The 22773-nt window shown below is 34.4% G+C and carries 26 protein-coding genes and 1 pseudogene; 12 read left to right on the top strand and 15 right to left on the bottom strand.

All coding sequences use genetic code 11. The features are described 5' to 3' along the window. The 5 genes from rsmB to cpdA all read left to right on the top strand — a co-directional run bounded on the left by rsmB (position 1) and on the right by cpdA (position 4941). A complete protein-coding gene (rsmB, locus tag U9966_RS02815; RefSeq protein WP_306346633.1) occupies positions 1-1308 on the top strand; it encodes a 16S rRNA (cytosine(967)-C(5))-methyltransferase RsmB in 1308 nt (435 codons plus the stop codon). A gap of 9 nt (positions 1309-1317) precedes the next feature. After that, the gene (gene trkA / locus U9966_RS02810; protein ID WP_211597265.1) at positions 1318-2691 is read left to right on the top strand and encodes a Trk system potassium transporter TrkA; all 1374 of its coding nucleotides are present in this window, start codon (positions 1318-1320) and stop codon (positions 2689-2691) included. A gap of 17 nt (positions 2692-2708) precedes the next feature. After that, the gene (locus U9966_RS02805) at positions 2709-3410 is read left to right on the top strand and encodes a 4'-phosphopantetheinyl transferase family protein (RefSeq protein ID WP_306346634.1); all 702 of its coding nucleotides are present in this window, start codon (positions 2709-2711) and stop codon (positions 3408-3410) included. Beyond that, positions 3410-4024, top strand: a complete 615-nt coding sequence (nudF, locus tag U9966_RS02800) for an ADP-ribose diphosphatase (protein ID WP_306346635.1) — start codon at positions 3410-3412, stop codon at positions 4022-4024. The genes U9966_RS02805 and nudF overlap by 1 nt, the downstream gene beginning before the upstream one ends. A gap of 92 nt (positions 4025-4116) precedes the next feature. Further along, positions 4117-4941 carry a 3',5'-cyclic-AMP phosphodiesterase gene (gene cpdA / locus U9966_RS02795; protein WP_306346636.1) on the top strand — a complete coding sequence of 275 codons (825 nt, stop codon included), beginning with the start codon at positions 4117-4119 and terminating at the stop codon, positions 4939-4941. 77 nt (positions 4942-5018) lie between these two features. On the opposite strand, the gene hfq is transcribed toward cpdA, so the two are convergent. From hfq to tatA, 8 genes and pseudogenes are all read right to left on the bottom strand, one after another. Beyond that, on the bottom strand, positions 5019-5309 hold the full coding sequence (gene hfq / locus U9966_RS02790) for an RNA chaperone Hfq (RefSeq protein WP_211597261.1): 291 nt from the start codon (positions 5307-5309) through the stop codon (positions 5019-5021). A 91-nt stretch (positions 5310-5400) separates the two neighbouring features. Then, positions 5401-6333: a tRNA (adenosine(37)-N6)-dimethylallyltransferase MiaA gene (gene miaA / locus U9966_RS02785; protein ID WP_306346637.1), complete on the bottom strand. Its 933-nt coding sequence runs from the start codon at positions 6331-6333 to the stop codon at positions 5401-5403. An 87-nt stretch (positions 6334-6420) separates the two neighbouring features. Next, on the bottom strand, positions 6421-7437 hold the full coding sequence (gene hemB / locus U9966_RS02780) for a porphobilinogen synthase (protein WP_306346638.1): 1017 nt from the start codon (positions 7435-7437) through the stop codon (positions 6421-6423). Between the two features lie 11 nt (positions 7438-7448). Further along, positions 7449-8585 (bottom strand): hypothetical protein, encoded by a 1137-nt coding sequence (locus U9966_RS02775; RefSeq protein WP_306346639.1) that lies wholly within the window; start codon positions 8583-8585, stop codon positions 7449-7451. A 117-nt stretch (positions 8586-8702) separates the two neighbouring features. Continuing rightward, positions 8703-9608 (bottom strand): hypothetical protein, encoded by a 906-nt coding sequence (locus U9966_RS02770; RefSeq protein WP_306346640.1) that lies wholly within the window; start codon positions 9606-9608, stop codon positions 8703-8705. A gap of 52 nt (positions 9609-9660) precedes the next feature. Then, positions 9661-10380, bottom strand: coding sequence for a twin-arginine translocase subunit TatC (tatC, locus tag U9966_RS02765; protein ID WP_306346641.1), 720 nt, complete (start codon positions 10378-10380; stop codon positions 9661-9663). A gap of 139 nt (positions 10381-10519) precedes the next feature. Then, positions 10520-10807, bottom strand: a pseudogene (gene tatB / locus U9966_RS02760) (Sec-independent protein translocase protein TatB); the annotation flags it as partial. A gap of 8 nt (positions 10808-10815) precedes the next feature. Beyond that, positions 10816-10998: a twin-arginine translocase TatA/TatE family subunit gene (gene tatA / locus U9966_RS02755; protein WP_211597255.1), complete on the bottom strand. Its 183-nt coding sequence runs from the start codon at positions 10996-10998 to the stop codon at positions 10816-10818. Positions 10999-11232: 234 nt separating this feature from the next. On the opposite strand from tatA, the gene U9966_RS10220 reads away from it, so the two are divergent. The 3 genes from U9966_RS10220 (at position 11233) to U9966_RS02745 (ending at position 12685) form a co-directional block, all read left to right on the top strand. Then, positions 11233-11319, top strand: a complete 87-nt coding sequence (locus U9966_RS10220) for a hypothetical protein (RefSeq protein WP_407675196.1) — start codon at positions 11233-11235, stop codon at positions 11317-11319. A 349-nt stretch (positions 11320-11668) separates the two neighbouring features. Further along, positions 11669-12022: a hypothetical protein gene (locus tag U9966_RS02750; protein WP_306346642.1), complete on the top strand. Its 354-nt coding sequence runs from the start codon at positions 11669-11671 to the stop codon at positions 12020-12022. An 18-nt stretch (positions 12023-12040) separates the two neighbouring features. After that, the gene (locus tag U9966_RS02745) at positions 12041-12685 is read left to right on the top strand and encodes a tetratricopeptide repeat protein (protein ID WP_306346643.1); all 645 of its coding nucleotides are present in this window, start codon (positions 12041-12043) and stop codon (positions 12683-12685) included. Positions 12686-12765: 80 nt separating this feature from the next. Here U9966_RS02745 and ubiB read toward each other — a convergent pair whose 3' ends face one another. The 4 genes from ubiB to U9966_RS02725 are packed head-to-tail and all read right to left on the bottom strand — an operon-like array spanning position 12766 to position 17378. Beyond that, positions 12766-14388, bottom strand: a complete 1623-nt coding sequence (ubiB, locus tag U9966_RS02740; protein ID WP_306346644.1) for a ubiquinone biosynthesis regulatory protein kinase UbiB — start codon at positions 14386-14388, stop codon at positions 12766-12768. Further along, positions 14378-15358 (bottom strand): lipopolysaccharide heptosyltransferase RfaC, encoded by a 981-nt coding sequence (gene rfaC, locus U9966_RS02735; protein ID WP_306346645.1) that lies wholly within the window; start codon positions 15356-15358, stop codon positions 14378-14380. The genes ubiB and rfaC overlap by 11 nt, the downstream gene beginning before the upstream one ends. Next, the gene (waaF, locus tag U9966_RS02730) at positions 15355-16395 is read right to left on the bottom strand and encodes a lipopolysaccharide heptosyltransferase II (RefSeq protein ID WP_306346646.1); all 1041 of its coding nucleotides are present in this window, start codon (positions 16393-16395) and stop codon (positions 15355-15357) included. The genes rfaC and waaF overlap by 4 nt, the downstream gene beginning before the upstream one ends. A 53-nt stretch (positions 16396-16448) precedes the next feature. After that, positions 16449-17378, bottom strand: coding sequence for a LysM-like peptidoglycan-binding domain-containing protein (locus tag U9966_RS02725; protein WP_306346647.1), 930 nt, complete (start codon positions 17376-17378; stop codon positions 16449-16451). A 236-nt stretch (positions 17379-17614) separates the two neighbouring features. Between U9966_RS02725 and U9966_RS02720 the strand changes: the two genes are divergently transcribed. Continuing rightward, entirely contained in the window at positions 17615-17965 is a 351-nt protein-coding gene (locus U9966_RS02720; protein ID WP_306346648.1) for a ComEA family DNA-binding protein, read from the top strand. Positions 17966-18031: 66 nt separating this feature from the next. Here the strand turns inward: U9966_RS02720 and U9966_RS02715 are convergent, their stop codons facing one another. From U9966_RS02715 to murJ, 3 genes are all read right to left on the bottom strand, one after another. Continuing rightward, complete coding sequence (locus U9966_RS02715; RefSeq protein WP_306346649.1) at positions 18032-18595, bottom strand: biotin transporter BioY; 564 nt, start codon at positions 18593-18595, stop codon at positions 18032-18034. Between the two features lie 89 nt (positions 18596-18684). Beyond that, entirely contained in the window at positions 18685-19218 is a 534-nt protein-coding gene (hemG, locus tag U9966_RS02710) for a menaquinone-dependent protoporphyrinogen IX dehydrogenase (RefSeq protein WP_306346650.1), read from the bottom strand. Beyond that, entirely contained in the window at positions 19218-20747 is a 1530-nt protein-coding gene (murJ, locus tag U9966_RS02705) for a murein biosynthesis integral membrane protein MurJ (protein WP_306346715.1), read from the bottom strand. The genes hemG and murJ overlap by 1 nt, the downstream gene beginning before the upstream one ends. A gap of 274 nt (positions 20748-21021) precedes the next feature. On the opposite strand from murJ, the gene rpsT reads away from it, so the two are divergent. The 3 genes from rpsT to xerC all read left to right on the top strand — a co-directional run bounded on the left by rpsT (position 21022) and on the right by xerC (position 22713). Continuing rightward, complete coding sequence (gene rpsT / locus U9966_RS02700; RefSeq protein ID WP_090919987.1) at positions 21022-21285, top strand: 30S ribosomal protein S20; 264 nt, start codon at positions 21022-21024, stop codon at positions 21283-21285. Positions 21286-21354: 69 nt separating this feature from the next. Beyond that, positions 21355-21753, top strand: coding sequence for a large-conductance mechanosensitive channel protein MscL (gene mscL / locus U9966_RS02695; protein ID WP_211597245.1), 399 nt, complete (start codon positions 21355-21357; stop codon positions 21751-21753). Between the two features lie 39 nt (positions 21754-21792). Then, a complete protein-coding gene (gene xerC / locus U9966_RS02690; RefSeq protein ID WP_306346651.1) occupies positions 21793-22713 on the top strand; it encodes a tyrosine recombinase XerC in 921 nt (306 codons plus the stop codon). The last annotated feature ends 60 nt before the right edge of the window (positions 22714-22773 follow it).

Raw genomic sequence — 22773 nt, 5'->3', positions numbered from 1 at the left:
ATGAAAAAACAATCATCTCGTGCTGTGGCAGCACAACTTATTTTACAAGTACTAGACAAAGGGCAATCCCTCTCGGCGTTAATGGTGGAGGTTCAGCCTAAATTAGCGGAAAAAGATATCCCTTTTGTTCAGGAAATTACCTTTGGCGTGTGTCGAGTGTTGCCTCGTTTAGAGTGGATTATTCGTTTGTTGGTGGCAAAGCCATTGAAAGGGAAAACACGTTTAGTACATTGTTTGTTATTAGTCGGTTTATACCAAATTTTATATATGCGAGTACCTACTCACGCAGCAGTTGGCGAGGTAGTTAATGCGAGTAAAGAATTAAAGTTAGAAAGTTTTAAAGGATTAATCAACGGTGTGTTACGCCAATTTTTACGTGAACAAGAGAGCATTTTGGCGATCGTTGACAAAAACTGGCAAACCAATCACCCTGAATGGTTTGTGAATAAGTTGAAAAAAGCCTATCCAAACTGGCGAGAGATTATTGATGCCAATAATGATCGTCCACCGATGTGGTTGCGAGTAAACGCTCAGCATTCTACGAGGGACGAATATGCGGTCAGATTAGGGGATAATTTTGCAAAAAGTTCGCAAGATGTGACCGCTTGTTGCGTGCCTGATTGTGCGATTATGCTCAATAATCCTGTGGTGGTGTCAAGCTTACCAGATTTTGAGAAAGGCTTTGTGACAGTACAAGACGGACACGCGCAATGGTCAGCGAAATTGCTTGAACCACAAAATGAGGAACTGATTTTAGATGCTTGTGCCGCACCGGGTGGCAAAACGACCCATATTTTAGAGCAAACACCGCAAGCTAACGTGATTGCCTTAGATATTGAAAAAAATCGCTTAAAACGTGTGAGCGAGAACTTACAACGTTTAAATCAAACCGCAACTGTGATTTGTGGCGATGCAAGTCAGCCTGATTTATGGTTAGAAAAAGAGCTAATGTTTGATCGTATTTTATTAGATGTGCCTTGTTCCGCAACGGGAATTATTCGCCGACACCCTGATATTAAATGGTTACGTAAAGAGAGTGATATTGCGGAGTTAGTGAAATTACAGACGAAAATCCTCAATGCAATGTGGCAACGTTTAAAACCAAACGGCACGCTACTTTATGCAACCTGTTCGATTTTACCTGATGAAAATAGCGAACAAATTCAACGTTTTGTAGAAAATACCGCTAATGCTAAACTGGTTGAAATGGATTTTAATGGTGAAAAGGTTACAATGAAACAGTTTTTCCCGAACGCACAAGGTGGCGATGGTTTCTTTTATGCGAAGTTAATAAAAACAGATAATTAAAGAGTTATTATGAAAATTATAATTTTAGGTGCAGGACAAGTGGGTTCAAGCCTTGCGGAGAACCTTGTAAGAGATAATGAAATTACCATTATTGACGATGATGAAACGATGTTAGCAGGCTTACAAGCTAAACACGATTTGCAGGTTATTCAAGGCAACGGTGCGTCACCTCGTATTTTACGAGAAGCTGGGGCAAGCGATGCGGATTTGTTGGTGGCGGTGACGAATAGTGATGATACCAATATGATTGCGTGCCAAATTGCTTATACGCTATTTAAAATTCCGACTAAGCTGGCTCGTATTCGTAATCCTGATTATGTGCGTGAACGTGATATTTTATTTAGTAACAAAGTATTACCTATCGATCATATTATCGCACCAGAATTATTGATTACCGAGCAAATTTTCCAACTAATTGATTATTCTGGGGCATTACAAATCGCTCATTTTGCGGATAATAAAGTGTCACTAGTCAGTATTAAAGCCTATTATGGTGGTCCTTTGGTTGGTTATCCAATTTCTGCACTAAAAGAGCATTTACCTCATATTGAGGCACGTATTGTTTCTATTATTCGTCAAGGACGAACCATTGTGCCACAAGCAACCACGATTATTGAAGCGGATGATGACGTTTTCTTTATGTGTGAAAAAGTGCATATAAAAGCAATAATGAGTGAACTACAACGCCTCGAAAAACAACCAAAGCGTATTATGATTGTGGGGGGAGGTGATATTGCGACCAAGCTCGCCAATTCCCTAGAAAATCAATGTAGTGTAAAACTGATTGAAGAGAATCCTGAAAAAGCGGAATTGCTTGCTGAAAAATTATCAAAAACATTGGTATTAAATGGTAAAGCCTCCGATCGTGAACTTTTATTTGAAGAACATATTGAAAATATTGATCTTTTCCTAGCCTTAACAGAAGACGATGAAACCAATATTATGTCAGCATTGTTGGCAAAACGAATGGGGGCGAAGAAAACCCTTGTACTCGTGCAACGCAATGTGTATTTAGACTTAATTCAAGGTGGTGCAATTGATTTGGTGATCTCGCCACAGCAAACCACCATTTCAACCTTGCTCACTCATGTAAGACGAGGTGACATAGTGAAAGTCGCCTCACTTAATCAAGGAATGGTTGAGGGTTTAGAAATTATTGCTCATGGTGATGAAGAAACCTCAAAAGTGGTTGGCAAAGAAATTAAAGAGCTGAAATTACCATCAGGGGCAGTGGTTGGGGCGATTGTGCGTAATGATGAAGTATTGATTGCTCATAAATCGATAAAAATTGAGGCAGAAGATCATTTAATTTTATTCTTAAATGATCAACGTCAAGTGGAAGATATTGAAAAACTATTCCAATTAAGTGCGACTTTCTTGTAAAAATAGGTAAAAACTCAATGAAATCTGACCGCTTGGAAATTGTCTTTGCTCGTAATGATGAATATTTATGGGGAAGTAATGTTCCAGCGGTTAGTTCAAATCTTAATTCTCGTCAAATTCAAAAATGGAAAAGTCGCCAAACAGCACGTTTTCTTTTGACACAACTCTTTGAAAAAGATCAATTAGATCTCAATTTGCTGAATAATATTCAAAAAACATCAACAGGTCGTCCTTTTGTGACAGATGAACGTATTGATTTTAATATTAGTCACTCAGGGGATTGGGTCGCTGTTATTTTTAGTTATGCCAAATCAAAAAAAAGGGTTGGCATTGATATTGAAGCCCCAAAAAAAACACGTCGCTATAAAGCCTTGTTAGACTATTATGCGAGTGAATTAGAAAAAGACTATTTATTAAAAGATCCTGATAAGTTAGTTGAGCATTTTTATCTCAGCTGGTGCTTACGAGAAGCAATCTTGAAATCACAAGGCGTGGGCATTGTTAAATTACGAGAGGTCAGTCATTCGCCTACTCAGAAAACTATTGAGTGTAAATATTGTCCCACAGGAAGATTACACTTTTTCAACCAGTTACCTTTTTATTTGTGCTATTTTTTTGAAGGTTCAGCTGTGCCTGAAATCTCACAATATCATCAAGGAAATTTGCAAAAAATAGAAAAAATATTACCGCTTGTATATCAAGTTAATAAGGAGAAATAATGAGTAAAGTTTTACAATTTAATCAAAAAGATATTGAAATCTTACGTGAAGAAACTGTTTATAAAGGGCATTTTGAACTCAAAAAAGTGTTCTTTCGCCATAAACTTTATGCAGGTGGAATGAGTGGTGAAGTGTGTCGAGAACTTTTAATGAAAGGTGCAGCCTCTGCTTTAATTGCTTATGATCCCGTTAAAGATAATGTGGTCTTAATTGAACAAGTTAGAATTGGTGCTTATGAACCTGAAAGTAAAAAATCACCGTGGTTATTAGAATTGATCGCAGGAATGATAGATACCGATGAAAGCCCTGAAGAAGTCGCTATCCGTGAAAGTAAGGAAGAAGCTGGCTTAACAGTAGAAAACATTCAACACGCCTTAACGGTTTGGGATAGCCCAGGGGGAATGGCAGAAAAATTACATATTTATTTAGGATTAGTAGATACAACTAATGTCGGTGGAATCTATGGCTTAGAAGAAGAAAATGAAGATATTTTGGTGCATATTGTCTCGCGTGAAATAGCTTATCAATGGATAGAAGAAGGCAAGATCGATAATGTAATTGCTGTTCTAGGATTGCAGTGGTTACAGTTAAATTATCACAAATTTAAAAAATAAATAAGATTTAGTTCACAAATTTAAACATTTCTTGCTGATTTTTTTTATAAAATAGGTAAAGTAGTTACACTTTATTTTTAATGAAATCAGTAATGGATTATTTTTATCAACCACTTCAAAAAAATGAAAGTATCCGTATTTTACAAATTACGGATACGCATTTGTTTTCGAAAAAAAATGAACAATTGTTAGGAATGAATACAACTAACAGTTTTCAAGCTGTGCTGGATGCTATTTTAGATAACCCGTTTCAGTTTGAGCTTGTGTTAGCAACTGGAGATTTAGTACAAGATCATAATGAACAAGGTTATCACTGCTTTGCAAAAATGGTAGAACCACTAGAGAAACCTATTTTTTGGTTACCAGGTAATCACGATCAAGCTCAAATGGAAAAACCATTACAACAGTATTCACAAATTAACCCACAAAAACAAATTTTAATTGGAGATAAATGGCAGATTTTAATGCTAGATAGCCAAGTATTTGGTGTACCATACGGCAAATTAAGTTCACACCAATTAGATTGGTTACACACAAAATTAGAGCAAAACAAAGAGCGTTATACTTTGATCGCATTACATCATAATATCTTACCGACTTATTCTGCTTGGTTAGATCAACACAGTTTACGCAATGTCCACGATTTTGCCCAAATAATAAAACCTTATCACAATATCAAAGCCATTATTCACGGACATATTCATCAAGAAATGGATCAAATATGGAAAGGTATACGTATTTTATCTACGCCTTCAACTTGTATTCAATTCAAACCCAATAGCAATAATTTTACTTTAGACTTAATTCCACAAGGTTGGCGAGAAATAGTTTTACATCCAGATGGTTCAATAAATACAGAGGTTAAACGTCTTGCAACAAATGAATTCTTACCTGATTTTAGCGCAGAAGGGTACTAGATCCTTTTGAATAAACGAAAAAAAACCAAACGAATTTAGTTTTCACTTGGTTTTTATAAGAAATTTCAGCCTTAAAACTACTCTGTACCGACACTTTCAACTTGAGACTCTGCTTGATTACAAGATTGAGGGGTAGCTTGTGGATGATTATTGTTATTATGAGATATTGCTCGTGCAGGAACAATAGTCGAAATAGCATGCTTATATACCATTTGACTCACTGTATTTTTTAATAAAATAACAAACTGATCAAATGATTCAATTTGACCTTGTAACTTAATTCCATTAACGAGATAAATAGAAACAGGAATCCTTTCACGGCGTAGTGAATTTAAATATGGATCTTGTAAAGATTGACCTTTTGCCATAACAATCGTTCCTTTTAATTATTGTTTTATACGAAAGAATAGTACGATTAAAAGTAATAAAAATACAATCAATCGATAAAATTATACCCTTTTATAATTTTAACTCAATGATCTTTTTCATTTTAATATAAGAATTATCTAGTTCTAGACTATCCAACCATTCTATCTCACTTTTCCATCCTCGCAACCAAGTTATTTGACGTTTAGCAAGCTGTCTTGTGGCACAGATACCTTTAAAAATTGCGTCATCAAGAGAAATATCACCTTGTAAGTGCTCCCACATTTGGCGATAACCGACACAACGGATTGAAGGCAAATCAATATGTAAATCTTTACGTTCAAATAACCGCTCAACCTCTTGTTTAAAACCAAGATCTATCATTTTATGAAAACGCTGTTCTATTCGTTGATGTAATATAGCTCGATCTTGAGGAGAGATTGCAAATTGCAAAACATCATAGGGTAATACCTCTCCTTTTTGAGCGATTAACTCTGTCATTGTTTTACCTGAAATATAAAAGACCTCTAAGGCTCGTCCAATTCGTTGGTTATCATTTTCATTAATACGTTGTCCTGCAACAGGGTCAATACTTAATAACTCTTTATGTAATTCTACCCAGCCTATTTTTTCCGCTTTAGCTTGAATTCTTTCCCTTATTTCTGGTTGCGAAGAAGGTAAGGGTGAAAGCCCTTCTACCAAGCCTTTGTAATACAGCATTGTACCTCCAACTAAAAGAGGAATTTTCCCTGCTATCGTAATTTCAGCCATTTCTTGTCGTGCATCTTCACAGAAATTTGCAACAGAATAGGATTCTGCAGGATCGATAATATCAATTAAACGATGTGGTGCCTGAGCCAACTCTTGTTTAGTTGGCTTAGCTGTGCCAATATCCATACCTTTATAAATTAAGGCTGAATCAACGCTGATAACTTCAATGGGTAAATTTTTTCTTAATTGGATAGCAAGATCTGTTTTTCCTGAAGCGGTAGGACCCATTAAAAAAATAGCGAGAGGTTTTTGCATAAAAATAGCCTTTTGTAGAAAATAAACAAGCGGTCACTTTTGCAAATTTTTTTACAAATGTGACCGCTTAAATTCAAATTATTTTATTTAGCGGTATTGATCTTCATATAACCATTGTGCAACTTGTTTCGCAAAATAGGTTAAAATTCCATCCGCACCTGCTCGTTTAAAACAAAGTAGTGATTCCATTATACACTCTTTTTCTTTAAGCCAACCATTTTGAATGGCAGCCAGATGCATTGCATACTCACCAGAAACTTGATAAGCAAAAGTAGGCACACCAAACTGCTCTTTAACACGCCATACCATATCTAAATAAGGCATTCCCGGTTTAACCATTACCATATCAGCCCCTTCTTGAATATCAAGAGCAACTTCGTGTAACCCTTCATTTCCATTAGCAGGATCAAGCTGATAGGTCTTTTTATCACCACCTTTCAAATTACTTGATGAACCCACCGCATCTCGGAAAGGTCCATAGTAATTTGAGGCATACTTAGCAGAATAAGCCATTATTTGTGTATTAATAAAGCCGTGCTGTTCGAGTTCTTGGCGTATAGCGCCAATACGTCCGTCCATCATATCACTAGGAGCCACAATATCTGCTCCAGCTTGTGCATGAGAAAGAGCTTGTTTCACTAAAATATCTTTGGTGACATCATTTAAAACATAGCCACTATCATCAATAATTCCATCTTGACCGTGAGTGGTAAAAGGATCTAATGCAACATCTGTTATGATGCCTAATTCTGGATATGCCTGCTTTAATGCTCGAACAGTGCGTTGTACTAACCCATCAGGGTTATAAGCCTCTTCTGCCATTAATGATTTTTTGTCTTGTTCTACTACTGGAAACAATGCGATGGCAGGTACACCATATTTTACAAGTAACTTTGCTTCAATTAATAGTTGATCAATAGTTAATCGTTCTATATTTGGCATTGAAGGTACAGATACTCGCTGATTTTCTCCTTCAATCACAAATACAGGATAAATCAAATCATTCACTGTTAGTTGATTTTCTGCCACCAGACGACGACTAAAATCGTGCTTACGCAAACGGCGTAAGCGACGATTTGGAAAAGATGAATAACAAATATGCATAATGATTATAGTTAGTTACAGTTAAAACTTTTATTTTGACACAACTTACCCTTCATTTCTAAAATTTTATTTGAGATCATTTCAATATTCATTTTTTCATTTTTTAGAAAAGATGGTAATTTATCTACCCCTTTGATTTTATTAAAGTAATCTCTATTCTTTCTATAATCATTCGCCACATTATTATATGATTCAACCAACACTTTTTTAGTTACCAAAAGACCTTGTAGTAATTTTTTATATTTTAACAAATTATCTTGTGTTGGTGATTGTAATGTCAATTTCAACGCATTATTGGTTTTGTTATAAGAATCAATAAGCTTCAATTTATTATTCTGATATATTTTTATTTTTTTATTAAAGTCTAATACCAACGCCTTTTGTGGATTAAGTGGTTGAGTACTATTTTTTAACTTCTTAGGCATAGTTTTTTGAGGCTTAACCTGTTTTAATTTTACTTTTGAAGTCACTTTCATTTCTTTATTTAGTTTTTTCGCTGTTTTACTTGCTTTTAGAACCGTATTATTACCACTTTTAAGATTAACCGTTCTATATCTTCTCGTAGAGCAGAAACTATCCTGTGGAATTTTTCTTTGAGCTTTCCATTGTTTTAAAATTTTATTTGATTGTTGTTTGTTAATTTTTGCAACAGAAACAAAATACCATTCCTTATTCTTTAAAATAGAAGCATTTTTAAAATGTTTATATTTAAGAATTTCTTTTCTCGTTGTTTGAAGAGACTTACTAGTATGGATAATAACATTACAAACTTTACCCTTAGCAGTGCTAGACTGTTTTCTCTCAACTTTCGTTACGGGTGTCACTTTCTTTGTTGCTTTACTGTGAACCCTTGTATATTTTTTTGTTAAGCAGAAACTATTCTTAGGAATTATTTTCTCCTCTTTCCATTCTTCTAATATTCTCTCAGATAATGCTTTATTAACATCTGCAACAGAAACGAGATAGTTCCCGTTATTTTTTAAAATAGTGACATTATCAAAATGTTTATATTTCTGAGCGACTAACATTACTCCTTTTGCCATTTTAAGAGATGTACTAGAATGGACAATTATATTACAAGTCCTAGCTTGAATATAACTAGGCAACAAAGAGATAATGCCAACAAGTAAAATAACTAACTTTTTCATATTTGTATCCTTAACTTTAAATATCTATTAATAATTTAATAGGTTATTAGATCATCTTTTTAAAAAAATACGATCTTATCTTGAACAATGAATAACAAATTTGCACAATAACTATAATTAATTGCAATTAAAACTTCCACTTTGACATAACTTATTATTCATTTCTGAAATTTTGTTTGAGGTCGTTTCAATATTCATTCGTTCACTTTTCAAGAAAGAAGGTAATTTATCCAACTCTTTAATTTTATTAAAATAATCTTTGTGTATTTTATAATCATTCGCCACATTATTATAGGATTCGATTAACTCTTTTTTAGTCACAAAAAGATCCTGTAACAATTTTTCATATTGTGACAAATTATCTTGTGTTGGTGATTGTAATGTTAAATTTAAGGCATTATTAGTTTTATTATAAGAATCAACAAAATTCAATTTATTTTTCTGATATTTTGTGATTTTTTTCTTAAACTCAAAGATAACTGATTTAGCCTGAGGATCTATATCACCTCTTGTTACCATTTTTTCTGCTTGCTGTTGAATATTTTCATTCTTTGCTTTTTCATTAGTAACATTTACATCTTTTTGAGGCATAGGTTTCTTAATGCTTTCATTCTTAACATCATTATTTTTTTGAACAACGTTTTTCTCTGGTTTTATTGCTGGCTTTTTCTCTTTTTTAATGATGTTCTTGGCTTTAGTTGTCTTTTTATTGTAAGGAGAATTTTCAAATAACGGATATCTTACCGAAGAACAATAACTGTCATCAGGAATTTTTCCTTGTGCTTTCCATTTGTTTAATATTTTCTCAGATGCTTGTTTATTCAGATTTGCAACAGAAACTAAAAACCACCCCTGTTTACTTTTTAAAATCGTTACATTATTAAAATTCTTATATTTACGTACTTCATCTCTAGTCGTCTGAAGAGATTTACTAGAATGTATAATAACATCACAAATAGAAGCTTGAGCATACACGGGTAAAAAAGTGATTATGCTAGTAAGTAAAAAAACGAGTTTTTTCATTTTTAGATCCTTAGTTAAAATAGTAATAGATTACAATTATATATGTTTATGCTTATTTTTTCTCATAAAATTGAGAAAAAATCAACCCAACTTCAAATAATAGAACCATTGGAATAGCCAACAATGTTTGTGAAAACATATCTGGAGGTGTAAGTAACATTCCAATAACAAAAGCAATCACAATAATATAAGGTCGTTTTGCTTTTAAATCTTTTACTGTCGTTACCTCTGCCCAACACAATAGAATAATAGCAACAGGGACTTCAAAACACACACCAAAAGCTAAAAAAATAGTTAAAATAAAATCGAGATAACTGGCAATATCCGTTGCCATTGTTACCCCTTCTGGGGTGGTACTGGTTAAAAAACCAAATACTAATGGAAAAACCACATAATAAGCAAAAGCAACCCCAACATAGAACAGTAACGTGCTAGAAACAAGTAATGGATAAACCAAACGTTTTTCATGTTTATAAAGAGCGGGAGCCACAAATGCCCATATTTGATACAAAATATAAGGAACAGATAAGAATACAGCAACCACAAGTGTTAATTTAATTGGTGTAAAAAAAGGTGTCGCTACATTGGTCGCAATCATTGTTGCACCAGAGGGTAAACGTTCAGTTAAAGGTGTTGCTAACAATGAATAAATATCATTTGCCCAAAATACCAATAAAACAAAAACAATACCAATACAAGCAAGTGCATGTAACAAACGACTACGTAATTCAACGAGATGACTAATTAAAGGTTGTGACTGTTCAACTGACATTCTCTTTCCCTCTTATCTCTTTTTTCTCTTGAGGATAATTATCTTCATATATTTCTTCAATATCCTCATCATCTTCCGCCAATTCGGCTAACTCATCTTCATAAGGTGTATTTTCATCTCTTTGAGGTATGTCTTTTTTGATACTCTCTTCTAATTCCTTCGCAGAACGTTTTAAATCACTTATTGTTTCAGAAAGTTCGGGAGATAAACTCTGTAAATTCATTTTTTCTGCTTTTTTGATACTTTCTTGTAACTCTTGTAATCTCAATTCTTCAGATAGTTCATCTCGTACATTATTTGCAAGATTTTTAATAGCACCGACCCACCCCATTACCGTTTTTATTGCAAGAGGAAGACGTTGAGGACCTAAAACCACTAATCCAATAATAAAAATAAGCAATAATTCAGAAAAGCCAATATCAAACATATATTAACCTATTCTTGATCGGATTTTTTTGAAATTTGATTCTCTTCAGACTGTTCATCTTTCATTGCTTTTTTAAAGCCTTTGACAGACTCACCTAGATCAGATCCTAGCGAACGTAATTTTTTAGTACCAAAAAGTAATACCACAACCACGACAATTAATAGTAACTGCCATAAACTAATTCCACCCATAATTTTTTCCTTTTAATTAAAATTCAACTGTTTAATTATACGAGTTTTTTAATAAAAAAACAGTAAGCGGTGACATTTGTTTCAAAATTTGCAAAAATTTTGCATAAAGTAACCGCTTATTTTTTATAATAACTTTAATAACAAGCCAAATTCTAAAATTAACAAAGGCACGCTAACCCAAATCGATAAGCTTTCAAACTTCCAAAGAGAACCAATCAAGGAAATAGAGCAATAGTGCTGTTTGCCATTTTACATTCAGAAATAAATTCCTTTCAAGTAGTAGAACAAATCGACCCTAAATATGCCAAATCGCACAATTAAATGGCGTGCAAATGCTTTGTTATAAAGCGAGATTGTTATGTCAAAATGGTGAGCCTATGACAATGGAGTTGATTGAGCCTATTTTATTTGCATAACAATGTTTTTTTTTACAGCTAACAAAATCACTAAAATCAATTTAACTCTTTGTTTTAAGTTGACTTTATTGTATAATTAGCACTCTAAAATATTTCAATACCCCACCAAAAATTAGCTAAAAAATAGCTAGACGGATCGGATAAAATTGTGTCCCGTATAAATTCAAGTGCAAGACTTTTTGGAAAAAAACATATTAAGTGCTGAGAATTTATACATTTTTATTTTAAATTCGAATTTAATAAAAGGACGCTTTATGACTAAACAAGATGAAGATCTCAATCCTGAATTAAAATGGTATAAATTAAATGTAAATAAAAAAAATATTAGTAGTTTTTTTATATTTCTAACAATTATCATTATGTTAGATATTGCATTCTTATCAATTCCCTTTTTATCTACATTTCAGAATATTACAAGTGAACTGAAAATATTGATATTTTCATTAGATATTATTTCTATCATATTTACTATAATTTCCTGCTCACAACTGAGTAATTTTCAAGGAGGCTACAACTTACCAAAACATCCTACCATACTATTTTTATTTGCTTTTCTTCCTACTATGATTATCGTAGGAATATTACTTTGCTTAATATTTAACAGCTAAAAAATAAGGAACAATAAAATGAAAAAACTTATATCTTCAATCGCAATTTTAACCTTATCTCTTTCTAGTGTTAGTTTTGCAAATAGTACTGAAAAAGATCCGTTTTATCTTGGTATGCAATATTATGAGCAACAAGATTATAGTCAGGCTATTAAATGGTTTACAAAATCTGCTGAGCAAGGTGATAGCGTTGCTCAATATAATCTTGCTTTGATGTATGAGACAGGTAAAGGTGCAAAACAAGATTATCCTCAAGCTGTTAAATGGTATACAAAAGCAGCTGAACAAGGAGATGCTAATGCTCAACTCAATCTTGCTGTAATGTATGCGAGAGGTAACGGTGTAAAACAAGATTATGCTCAAGCTATTAAATGGTTTACAAAAGCAGCTGAACAAGGAGATGATTATGCTCAATACAACCTTGCTCTTATGTATAATGATGGAAAAGGGGTCAAACAAGATTATACTCAAGCTGTTAAATGGTATACCAAGGCGGCTGAGCAAGGAAATGCTGTTGCTCAATACAGCCTTGCTGCTATGTATAACAAAGGACACGGAGTTAAAGAATCAGGAAAAAAAGCACTTTATTGGATAAAAAAAGCTGCAAAAAATGGGCATAAAAAAGCTCAAAAACTTCTTAAAGAAATAGGAGTTAAATACTAATTTCTCTTAATCAAAAACCTGTTGTAAGACATTGCAACAGGTTTTTGTTTTGAAATGTGTAGGAGAGAATTGCATTCACCCTATTTCATCAATATCCATAACTCAGCCACTAACAACGGCACACTAACCCAAATCGGTAAACTTTCAAATTTCCAAAGTGTACCTAATAACGCTAATCCTACAATAATCCAACGTGTGCGTTTTTCACTGCTTTTGGCTTGTTTTTCTAGGCTTTGATTGATTGCTTGCAAATGTTTGTTAATCTGTTTTTGTTGCTGAAACGCATTAAACATTGCCTCTGGGAATTCGGCAAAATGTTCTCTAAATTGCGGTAAACGTTGCTGAATATCTTTAAACATTGCTTTGACACCGATTTGTTCGTTAAGCCAGTTTTGTAAAAAGGGTTTGGCGGTTTGCCATAAGTCTAATTCAGGGTAAATTTGTCTGCCTAAGCCTTCAATGTAAAGCAAGGTTTTTTGGAGCAACACCAACTGTGGTTGCACTTCCATATTAAATTCACGAGCGACTTTAAACAGGTTTAACAGCACGTGTCCAAAGGAAATTTCGGATAACGGTTTGGCAAAAATCGGTTCGCATACTTCTCGGAATGCTTGTTCAAAAGCATCAATATCGGTATCGGCAGGTGTCCAACCTGATTCCACGTGCATTAAGGCGACACGGCGATAATCACGGTTGAAGAATGCCACAAAACTTTCTGCGAGATAGCGTTTGTCGTGCTGATTAAGTTGTCCGACAATGCCGCAATCAATGCCGATATATTGTGGATTTTCAGGGTGGTTTGGGTTTACAAAAATATTACCAGGGTGCATATCGGCGTGGAAAAAGCTATCCCTAAACACCTGTGTGAAAAAGACTTGCACGCCACGTTCAGAGAGCAATTTCATATCCGTGCCATTCGCTTTCAATTCCTCAATATTCGCCACAGGAATGCCATAAATACGCTCCATTACAATCACATTTTTATGGCAAAAATCAGGGTACATTTCTGGAATATACAGCTCTTCGCTCTCGTGAAAGTTCGCTCTTAAACGAATAGCATTATCCATCTCACGGCGTAAATTCAGCTCGTCCGCTAAGGTTTTTTCATACTCTTGCACCACTTCAACGGCACGTAGTCGCTTACCCTCTGGGGATAATTTGGGGATTAAATGGGCAAGGCGATACATCAATGCAATATCAGATTTGATGATCGGTTCAATCTCAGGGCGAATGACTTTTAGCACCACTTCTTTACCTGCAAGGGGCTGATTTTGATTGAATTTTGCAGTGTGAACCTGAGCAATAGAGGCAGAAGCTAAGGCATTTTCATCAAAATCATCAAACCATTTTTCTAATTTATCCCCTAAGGCGGTTTCAATAATTTGGCGAGCTAATTTACCGTCAAAGGCTTCCACATTGTCTTGTAATAATGCAAGCTGATCCGCTAATTCAGGCTCAAACAGATCACGGCGAGTGGAGAGCATTTGCCCTAATTTTATCCAAACTGGTCCTAATTCTTGCAAAGCTAAACGCAATCTTTCCCCAAAAGGCTTATCCATGTGTTGATTTTTAATCCAAAATAGCCCTTTGCGAGCGATACCTAACGAATTCGTCAGACGATGATCAGGAATTGCCTCATCAATGCCGTAGCGTAAAAAGGTTTCAATAATTCGATAAAAACGACGTGAATTTTTAAATTGCATTTTCTGCTCTCAATTTGTCTAAAACTTGGCTTGGCTGAATGTTTTGCATTGAATCTGCCTGTAAATAATGCTGATTTTGACCGTAAGCCCCTATCAATTTTGGATCAGTTGCCCCATAAAGAATAATATTAGGCTTGTTTAAGGCGGCGGTCAAATGGCTTAACCCAGTATCTACTGAAATCACACTTTGGCTGTTCGCAATATGTTGAGCGAGTTCTGTTAAAGTGAGTTTTGGCAACACTTTTGCTAAGGGCGATACTGTGGCTAAACATTCCGCTCGGGCTTTTTCCGTTAAATTTCCCCAAGGTAAATGGATTTCAATTTGCTGAGCTGTAATTTCTTTAATAATTTCAATCCAATAATTTTCATTCCAATGTTTATCGGCTCTGGTCGTGGAGTGGATTGCTACAATATAAGGATTATAAGCGGTTGAATTTTGTGAAGAATTTGCAAATTTTGCTAAAAATCTGTCCGCTATACCATAATCACCGATTTGTGTCGGTTCAGGATAGCCTAAACTTTTTGCGAGTAACTGACGTATCCGTTCAACGGCGTGTTGCTGATAAGAAATAGTAAATTTTTCATCATAAAACAGACTGCTTAATCCTTCTCTGGCACTTTGATTATCATAGCCATATTTTGTGCCTTTGGCGAGATAAGTCACTAAACAAGCACTTTTAATCAACCCCTGTGCGTCAATCACAGCGTCATATTGTGTGCTTTGTAATTGCTTTTTATAAGCCTGCCATTCCAGCCACGTTTGTCGCTGAAACAGATTTTTACGCCAGTGACGAATTTTGATAGGGATAACCTGATTGACCGCACTGTGCCATTTGGGAATTTCAGCAAAAGCCTGCTCAACCACCCAATCCACCTGTAAATTAGGAATGGCATTTTGTGCGTCGGTTAAAGCGGGCAAGGTGTGGATCACATCGCCCATTGATGACGTTTTTACAAGACAGATTTTCATTCTGTTAATAATTTATTCAATTCATTCAATACCGTTTCAGGCTGAATATCAATTAGACTTTGATGATAACCTTGCTCGGCATCGCCTTTACGAACTTTGATCAACCCCCCTTCAATTAAGCGAATGATTTTCACTTTTTCAGAAAGTGGTGGCGTGTATTGTGGGCTTGTTGGACCATAAAGGGCAACGAGCGGTTTACCCAAAGCAGCCGCAATGTGCATTAAACCTGAGTCATTACTCACAACAGCACGACAGGTGGAAATCAGATCAACGGCTTGGTTTAAGTTAGTCTGTCCTGCAAGGTTAATACAGTAACGTTGCTGTTTTTCGGTCAGAGTGGAACGAATTTCTTCCCCAACTGCATTGTCTTTGGCTGAACCAAAAATACTGATCGAGTAGCCTTTTTCAATCAAAAGTTGGGCTAATTTTGCATAATGATAATGTGGCCAACGTTTTGCAGGACCAAATTCCGCCCCTGGGCAAAATCCGATGGTTTTTCTATTTTCTGCATAAGCAAATTGCTTTTCAAATTGTGTAAGTGATTGCTCAACTTGTTGTTTTTCAACGTTTAAATAAGGATAGTCAATATTGATTTTCTCAGCGTTTGGAATTTGCCCTTTTTCATAGGCAAGGGCAACATAGCGTTGCACCATCATCGGATAATCATTCTTGTTGTTGCGTAAATCATTTAATAATCCATAACGCATTTCGCCTTTCCAACCACGTCTTACAGGAATTTTTGCAAAAAATGGTACAAACGCTGATTTTAGTGAATTAGGTAACACTATCGCCATATCATATTGATTTTGCAAATCTTTTCCTAAATCATACCGCTTACGTAATTCAAATGCACCGTGTCCGAGTGGCATTGTAATGGCTTTGCGAATTTCAGGCATACGAGATAATAAAGGACGACACCAGTCGGGTGCCATTACGTCAATTTGACAATTTGGATAGTTTTTTTTGAGTTGTTGATAAAGGGAGTGGGACATCATCATATCGCCCACCCAAGAAGGTCCAATAATTAAAATATTCATCTTTTTCTCACAAAATAAAAGAGTGAGTAAAAACTCACTCTTTTGATTTTAAATTATCTTTTATAAATATATGTGCCATTTGATTGACGGATAAAGCGTCCACCTTTTACATCCATCATAATAACTCTTCGTTTATCATTTAATTGAACGATAACTTTATCCCCAACATTTAAATGTTGAAATATTTTGCTTCCATCTTTTACTCTTGCCATTTCATTCACATCAGCAATACTTAAATGATTATCTCGGAAAAGTTGCATTAATGAAACACCCCTTTTCATCGTTAAGGTTTTTGTGGTAGATGTTACTAATGCATCATTATTTTTAATTGTTACTTTAGGTTCTTGAGCCTCTACTATAGGATCTAAGTTTGATTGAGGAAAAGTCTCGGGTTCAGAAATAACCTCAATATCTACTACCGTTGGTACTTTTTCCTCTGATGGAAGATTTACCTGTAATACTTTAGGTTCTACTGTCTGACTTTTCTGTGCTTGTAATAACTGCTCTTCTTTCTGTCGCTTAGCCTCATTTTCATCAATAGGATGAAATTCAATAGGTAAATTATTACTTTGCTGGGTTTGTAACTCTTTCATTTTTTGAGGCTCATTTGGTTTTAATAACCAAAATACGACGCCTAATAACAGTATAATTAAAAAAACAATTGCCCAGCGAATATATTTTACAGATGAGTTTCTTTTTTTCATATGTAAATCTGATGCAGTAACTATTTTTTCAGAAGTAACATCACTGAAAGAAGGAGCTTGCTCAAATGTTTCTTCTGTTTGAGTACTTGGTTGTGTTTTAACCTGATTAATCAATTCTTTTTGCATTTTTTTATCCATATCTTTAATAGAAAAACGAGTGCCTGAAAATTTTATCCCTCGATAAGAAAGTGATGGTTTAGGATAAGTAAGTAATACTCTAGATCTTTTCTTTGCCACATCTCTCTCATCTTGATTAGCACAAGAATAATTAGCTAACATATTTAACCTCCATTGCTAAACTACAGGCAGATACCTATAGTTTAAAGGATTTTTATTTAATCATCACGCTTTTTTATCTTATAAGCACAGACTTTTCTATTTTTATAAAAAATAACGGCAACATAAATTATTATTTCTCGATCTAGATCGAGAAAATAGTTGCTTATCATTGAATCAAAAGAGAAGTTTCCATAATGTACAGCTTCTATTTAACAAGCTCTGTAAGGGAGAAATTTATGAAAACACTAAAAATCTGCGGATTTGGATTATTATTAGGTTTATTGACCACAACGGTTACTGCCAAAGAAAACTCAAATACAAATCACCAACCAACAAAGAATAATCAACAACTTGCTGTAAAAAAAGTAACCACTGTAAAAACTAATTTAAATGCAGTAAATATTAACACAGCTACTGCGGCTGAATTAAAAGATAAATTATCTGGCATTGGGATAAAAAAAGCACAAGCTATTGTTGAATATCGTCAAAAAAATGGTAAATTCTTGACTGTGGAGCAAATTACGGAGGTTTCTGGTATTGGTAAAGCGACATTAGAAAAAAATCGAGAAAGAATTTTCGTAAACTAATCTTGATTATTAAATATTAGAATTTAAATCAGCCCTAATATTAGGGCTGAGTATTGCTTACTTATATTATAATTTTGAGAAAAATTTATATGTTGGGATAACTAATGCACTAGCCAATACAGCCTTGATAACACCGCCCAAAATAAAAGGATACAAACCGTAAGCTAATACTTTATCTGCAGGTACAAAGAAAGAGAGTTGAGCCAGTCCAAACGCAAAAATAAGTACACTCGCAACAAAAACTACAACTAAACTTTTAGTAAATGAATTTAATACACCTTTATCACTAAAATAACCTAACAAATAAGCACTTGGTACAAATCCTATTAAATATCCACCAGAGGGACCTAATAATGATGCTAACCCCATACTACCATTAGCAAATACAGGTAATCCGATTATCCCCTCAAACAAATATAATAATACAGCTGAAGCACCTGCTTTTCTACCTAATCCTAAACCAACAACTGTAACTGCAAGCGTCTGTCCAGTAATAGGAACTGGGTACATTGGTACTGAAATCTGAGCAAATAATGCAATTAAATTTGCGCCAATAAAGGTTTTAATCCAAAACGCAGCCTTTTGATTAACTGCTAACCATTGTTTTGTTTGAGAAAGTTGTGAAATCATAATCTTCTTTCCTTAAATTAATTTAAAATATAGTGGAGATGAAATATACATTATTTTTAACGAAACGCAATAAAATTGCAAACTTTTCATTACATCTTACCGCTTATAATATTAAATTTTTGTGCAAAATCATTAACCCGCTGCCAATCGGTATATTCCACCTCTTTTGAGGTATCTGTTTCTCCACCTGTTAACCTCATAATAAATTGAATAATCAGTCGGTCATACCAAGAGTATTTAGGATAAAGTAAACTACCTGCAAAAACGGCAACCCAATTTGGTTTCCATTGAATACTTTCTAATAGCTTACGAGTATAAGCATTTGTTTCAGGCTGATTTTTATTCTCTTTCCTAGCGGTAAGATTTACACTAAAAAATGCAGATTTTTTTTGATTTAGTATCAAATGATGCTGTTGAATAAATTTTTTCAGCAAAGAATCAAAGCGACCATAACGAATGGACGCACCAATAATGATATTATCAAAACTGGCTAGCTCGTCCGATGTTATGGTATTTTCTCTTAATGAGCATAAACTCACTTCACCTTGAAGCACTTGTCCGATCTGTTTGGCAATTTTCTGTGTTTGACCATCTGTGGTCAAATATAAAATGATTGTTTTCACTATTCCACCTTGAAATCTTGTTTACGTAATCCTAATAGAACTAGACAACTAAAATAAATCGTTGCTGCCAATAACACTAACCAACTGAGCCAATGAATACGTTGCAATAATGTTAAACTATACCATTCTTGTAAATTTGGAGAAAAATAATTTACTACCCCTCCCATAACCAGTGCTGCAATCAATAATTTTAGGGTAAAAATGATAGTTTTCAATGATATTTTATATATGCCTCTTCGTGATAATCCTCGATATAGTAGGCTTGCATTTACTGCGGCTGATAATGCAGAAGCCATAGCTAATCCAACATAGCTAAATGGAATCGCAAGTAATCCAAAACAAATATTACTAACAGCTGCAATAATACCGATTTTTACGGGGGTTTTTGTATTTTGATTGGCATAAAAACCATTCGCTAAAATGCTGATCATCATATAGCTAATTAATCCAAAACACATTACTAACAAAGACTGTGAAGACGCAATCACATCAGAGAGTTGGAATTTACCTCGCATAAAAATCGTCATTAAAAGCGGCTTTGCTAATAATCCAATTCCAAACATTGCTGGAATACCTAACAATAGCACCATTCTAACGCCCCAATCCATTGTTTGACTAAATTCTGCTTTTCTTTGTATTTCATCAATATCTTTCTTTTTCGCAATTATAGATAAATTAGGAAGAACCACAGTAGAAATTGCAATACCAAATAATCCTAAAGGAAATTCAATTAAGCGATCTGAATAATAGAGCCAACTAATTGAACCTGTCACTAAAAAAGAGGCGATGACTTGATTTAATAATAAATTCACTTGTGTTACCGATACACCAAATAACGCAGGGATCATTAAGTTTCGGACTTTTGTCACACCTTTGTCTCGCCATGCCCATTTAGGCTTAACCAGTAACTTTTCTTTTTTAAGGAAAGGAATTTGGAATAAAAATTGTAATAACCCTCCTAAAAAAACACCAAACGCAAGTGCAATATCCGTTGAAGGGAAATAATCTACAGCAAATAGTGCAACGCCAATAATAGCCACATTCAATAAAACTGGGGAAAAAGCCATTACACCAAATTTACCAATTGTATTTAATACTGCACCAGATAAGGCAACAAAAGTGATAAACCACAAATAAGGAAAAGTAATTTTAAGTAATAATGAAGCTTGAGTAAATTTTTGAGCATCTGCACCATCATTTAACCAATCAATAAACCATCCTGTACCAAATAGCGCCGCAACAACAGGAGAGGCGATCATCGCAACAAGAGTAACTATGGTTACTAACCCACCTAATGTTCCTGATACTTTCGCAACAAACTCTCGTGTTTTATCTAACTCACCATCTGCATTATATTCTGCTAATACAGGTACAAAAGCTTTAGAAAAAGCCCCTTCTGCAAATAAGCGACGTAAAAAATTAGGTATTCGATTAGCAAATAAAAACACATCAGCAGATACACCAGTACCCAAAATATTTGCCACAACAATATCCCTAACCAAACCTAATATTCGAGAAAGCAGTGTCATACTACTCACAATTATTCCCGATTTTATTAATTTTTTACTCAAAATAATGGTTCTCTTCATTTGTTTTTAAAAATTGATCGGAATTTTAACAGTTTATTATGGGAAAAACATAAAAAAACTGTTAGAATTGCTCCCTATCTTTTCCACGAGAGTTTTTTTGTGTGAAATGGTTCTATTTTCAAGCCCGTGTCTCATTGAAAATGACAGATTTAGTAGTAGCATGAAGTCTATTTGTGCTTTTTATTTTACATAGATATTTTTTAGGAGTTTGACCTTGGCTAATATCAAGTCGGCAAAAAAACGTGCGGTACAATCTGAAAAACACCGCCAACACAATGCAAGTTTACGTTCAATGATGCGTACTTACATTAAGAAAGTTTACGCAGCAGTTGAAGCTGGTGATAAAGCAGCGTCTCAAGCAGCATTTTTAGAAATGCAAAAAATTGTGGATCGTATGGCGTCAAAACGCTTAATTCACAAAAATAAAGCAGCTAATCACAAAGCGAAACTAGCCGCTCAAATCAAAAAATTAGCATAATTGCAAATTTTTATAAGAAACCCACCGCTTGGTGGGTTTTTTATTTCTAAATCTAAAGAGGAAAAAACGATGAGTATATTAAAAGAGTTTAAACAGTTCGCAATTAAAGGTAATGTGGTTGATTTGGCTGTCGGTGTTGTTATTGGTAGTGCTTTTGGAAAGATTGTCGCTTCTTTTGTAAAAGACATTATTATGCCTCCACTCGGTGTTTTAATTGGAGGGGTAGATTTTAAAGATTTAGCGATAGTTTTAAAAGCTGCTACTGAAAAAACGGCGGCAGTTACAATGAATTATGGTATTTTTATTCAAACTATTTTTGATTTTTTAATTATTGCTGCAGCGATCTTTATGGTAGTTAAAGTAATCAATAAAATGAAAAAAGCAGAAATAGAAGAGGAAGAGAAAAAACCAAAAGCTCCAACTCAAGAAGAATTACTGACTGAAATTCGTGATTTATTGCAAAAATAATCTATTTTCTATTTTAATATTTTATTCTATACTGCAAGTATGTCTGAAATAATAAATCTTGAAGTACAAAGGCTTCTCGCTCAAACACAACCTTACTGGGATTTTCTACGTATTGAGCGACAAGCCAGCATACATACTGTTACCAATTATCAACGCCAACTTAAAGCAGTGGCAGAGTTGCTTGTGCAAGCACAAATCACTCAATGGCAAGATATCCAACCTAGTACAGTGCGTTGGATTTTAACACAAAGTCATAAAGCAAATTTGGGAGCAAAAAGCATTAATCTTCGTCTTTCAGCACTCCGTCAGTTTTTTAACTATTTAATACGCAGTGAAAAAATGACGGTCAATCCTGCACAAGGTATTAAAGCACCTAAACAAGGAAAACACCTTCCTAAAAATATAGATGCTGAACAACTTTCCCATTTACTGGATTTTACTCCTGAAAAAGCCACAGATTGGCGAGATCTTGCAATGATGGAACTAACCTATAGTTCTGGACTTCGCTTAGCAGAATTACAAGGCATTAATTTAGGCGACATTGATTTTAAGACTAAAGAAGTGCGAGTATTAGGAAAAGGAAGTAAAGAGCGAATTTTACCTATTGGTTCAAAAGCGATAGCAGTATTACAAAAATGGTTAGAGGTACGTCTTCAATTTAAACCTACAGAAGAGGCATTATTTTTAAATACTCGAGGTACTAGAATTTCACAACGTGCAATTCAACTTATTATGAAAAAATGGGGACAAAAGCAGGGGTTAGAAACACACTTACATCCTCATAAACTCCGCCACTCTTTTGCTACACAGATGTTAGAAGGAAGTGGTGATTTAAGAGCAGTACAAGAACTTTTAGGACATTCAAGCCTTTCCACAACTCAAGTCTATACACACTTAGATTTTCAACATCTTGCTAATGTTTATGATGCCGCTCACCCAAGAGCTAAGCGTAAGAAGTAGTGGTAATATGTTTTCTACACAAAATTGAGGTATAAAAGACATTTTGTCCTTTATACCTAC

Source organism: Pasteurella atlantica (genome assembly GCF_963693435.1).
Taxonomy (GTDB): Bacteria; Pseudomonadota; Gammaproteobacteria; order Enterobacterales; family Pasteurellaceae; genus Phocoenobacter; species Phocoenobacter atlanticus.
Note: the sequence above shows the minus strand (reverse complement) of the source record. Positions and strands in the feature narration are given on the sequence as shown.

Bases quoted from the DNA above. Each gene is read 5' to 3' on its own strand.
- U9966_RS02805 (WP_306346634.1), top strand. From the start codon at position 2,709: ATGAAATCTGACCGCTTGGAAATTGTCTTTGCTCGTAATGATGAATAT.
- ubiB (WP_306346644.1), bottom strand. From the start codon at position 14,388: ATGCAATTTAAAAATTCACGTCGTTTTTATCGAATTATTGAAACCTTT.
- rfaC (WP_306346645.1), bottom strand. From the start codon at position 15,358: ATGAAAATCTGTCTTGTAAAAACGTCATCAATGGGCGATGTGATCCAC.
- miaA (WP_306346637.1), bottom strand. From the start codon at position 6,333: ATGCAAAAACCTCTCGCTATTTTTTTAATGGGTCCTACCGCTTCAGGA.
- cpdA (WP_306346636.1), top strand. From the start codon at position 4,117: ATGGATTATTTTTATCAACCACTTCAAAAAAATGAAAGTATCCGTATT.
- U9966_RS02775 (WP_306346639.1), bottom strand. From the start codon at position 8,585: ATGAAAAAGTTAGTTATTTTACTTGTTGGCATTATCTCTTTGTTGCCT.
- U9966_RS02715 (WP_306346649.1), bottom strand. From the start codon at position 18,595: ATGATTTCACAACTTTCTCAAACAAAACAATGGTTAGCAGTTAATCAA.
- rsmB (WP_306346633.1), top strand. From the start codon at position 1: ATGAAAAAACAATCATCTCGTGCTGTGGCAGCACAACTTATTTTACAA.
- trkA (WP_211597265.1), top strand. From the start codon at position 1,318: ATGAAAATTATAATTTTAGGTGCAGGACAAGTGGGTTCAAGCCTTGCG.
- U9966_RS02725 (WP_306346647.1), bottom strand. From the start codon at position 17,378: ATGTTAGCTAATTATTCTTGTGCTAATCAAGATGAGAGAGATGTGGCA.
- U9966_RS02720 (WP_306346648.1), top strand. From the start codon at position 17,615: ATGAAAACACTAAAAATCTGCGGATTTGGATTATTATTAGGTTTATTG.
- hfq (WP_211597261.1), bottom strand. From the start codon at position 5,309: ATGGCAAAAGGTCAATCTTTACAAGATCCATATTTAAATTCACTACGC.
- xerC (WP_306346651.1), top strand. From the start codon at position 21,793: ATGTCTGAAATAATAAATCTTGAAGTACAAAGGCTTCTCGCTCAAACA.
- waaF (WP_306346646.1), bottom strand. From the start codon at position 16,395: ATGAATATTTTAATTATTGGACCTTCTTGGGTGGGCGATATGATGATG.
- hemB (WP_306346638.1), bottom strand. From the start codon at position 7,437: ATGCATATTTGTTATTCATCTTTTCCAAATCGTCGCTTACGCCGTTTG.
- U9966_RS02750 (WP_306346642.1), top strand. From the start codon at position 11,669: ATGACTAAACAAGATGAAGATCTCAATCCTGAATTAAAATGGTATAAA.
- U9966_RS02745 (WP_306346643.1), top strand. From the start codon at position 12,041: ATGAAAAAACTTATATCTTCAATCGCAATTTTAACCTTATCTCTTTCT.
- murJ (WP_306346715.1), bottom strand. From the start codon at position 20,747: ATGACACTGCTTTCTCGAATATTAGGTTTGGTTAGGGATATTGTTGTG.
- nudF (WP_306346635.1), top strand. From the start codon at position 3,410: ATGAGTAAAGTTTTACAATTTAATCAAAAAGATATTGAAATCTTACGT.
- U9966_RS02770 (WP_306346640.1), bottom strand. From the start codon at position 9,608: ATGAAAAAACTCGTTTTTTTACTTACTAGCATAATCACTTTTTTACCC.
- tatA (WP_211597255.1), bottom strand. From the start codon at position 10,998: ATGGGTGGAATTAGTTTATGGCAGTTACTATTAATTGTCGTGGTTGTG.
- tatC (WP_306346641.1), bottom strand. From the start codon at position 10,380: ATGTCAGTTGAACAGTCACAACCTTTAATTAGTCATCTCGTTGAATTA.
- mscL (WP_211597245.1), top strand. From the start codon at position 21,355: ATGAGTATATTAAAAGAGTTTAAACAGTTCGCAATTAAAGGTAATGTG.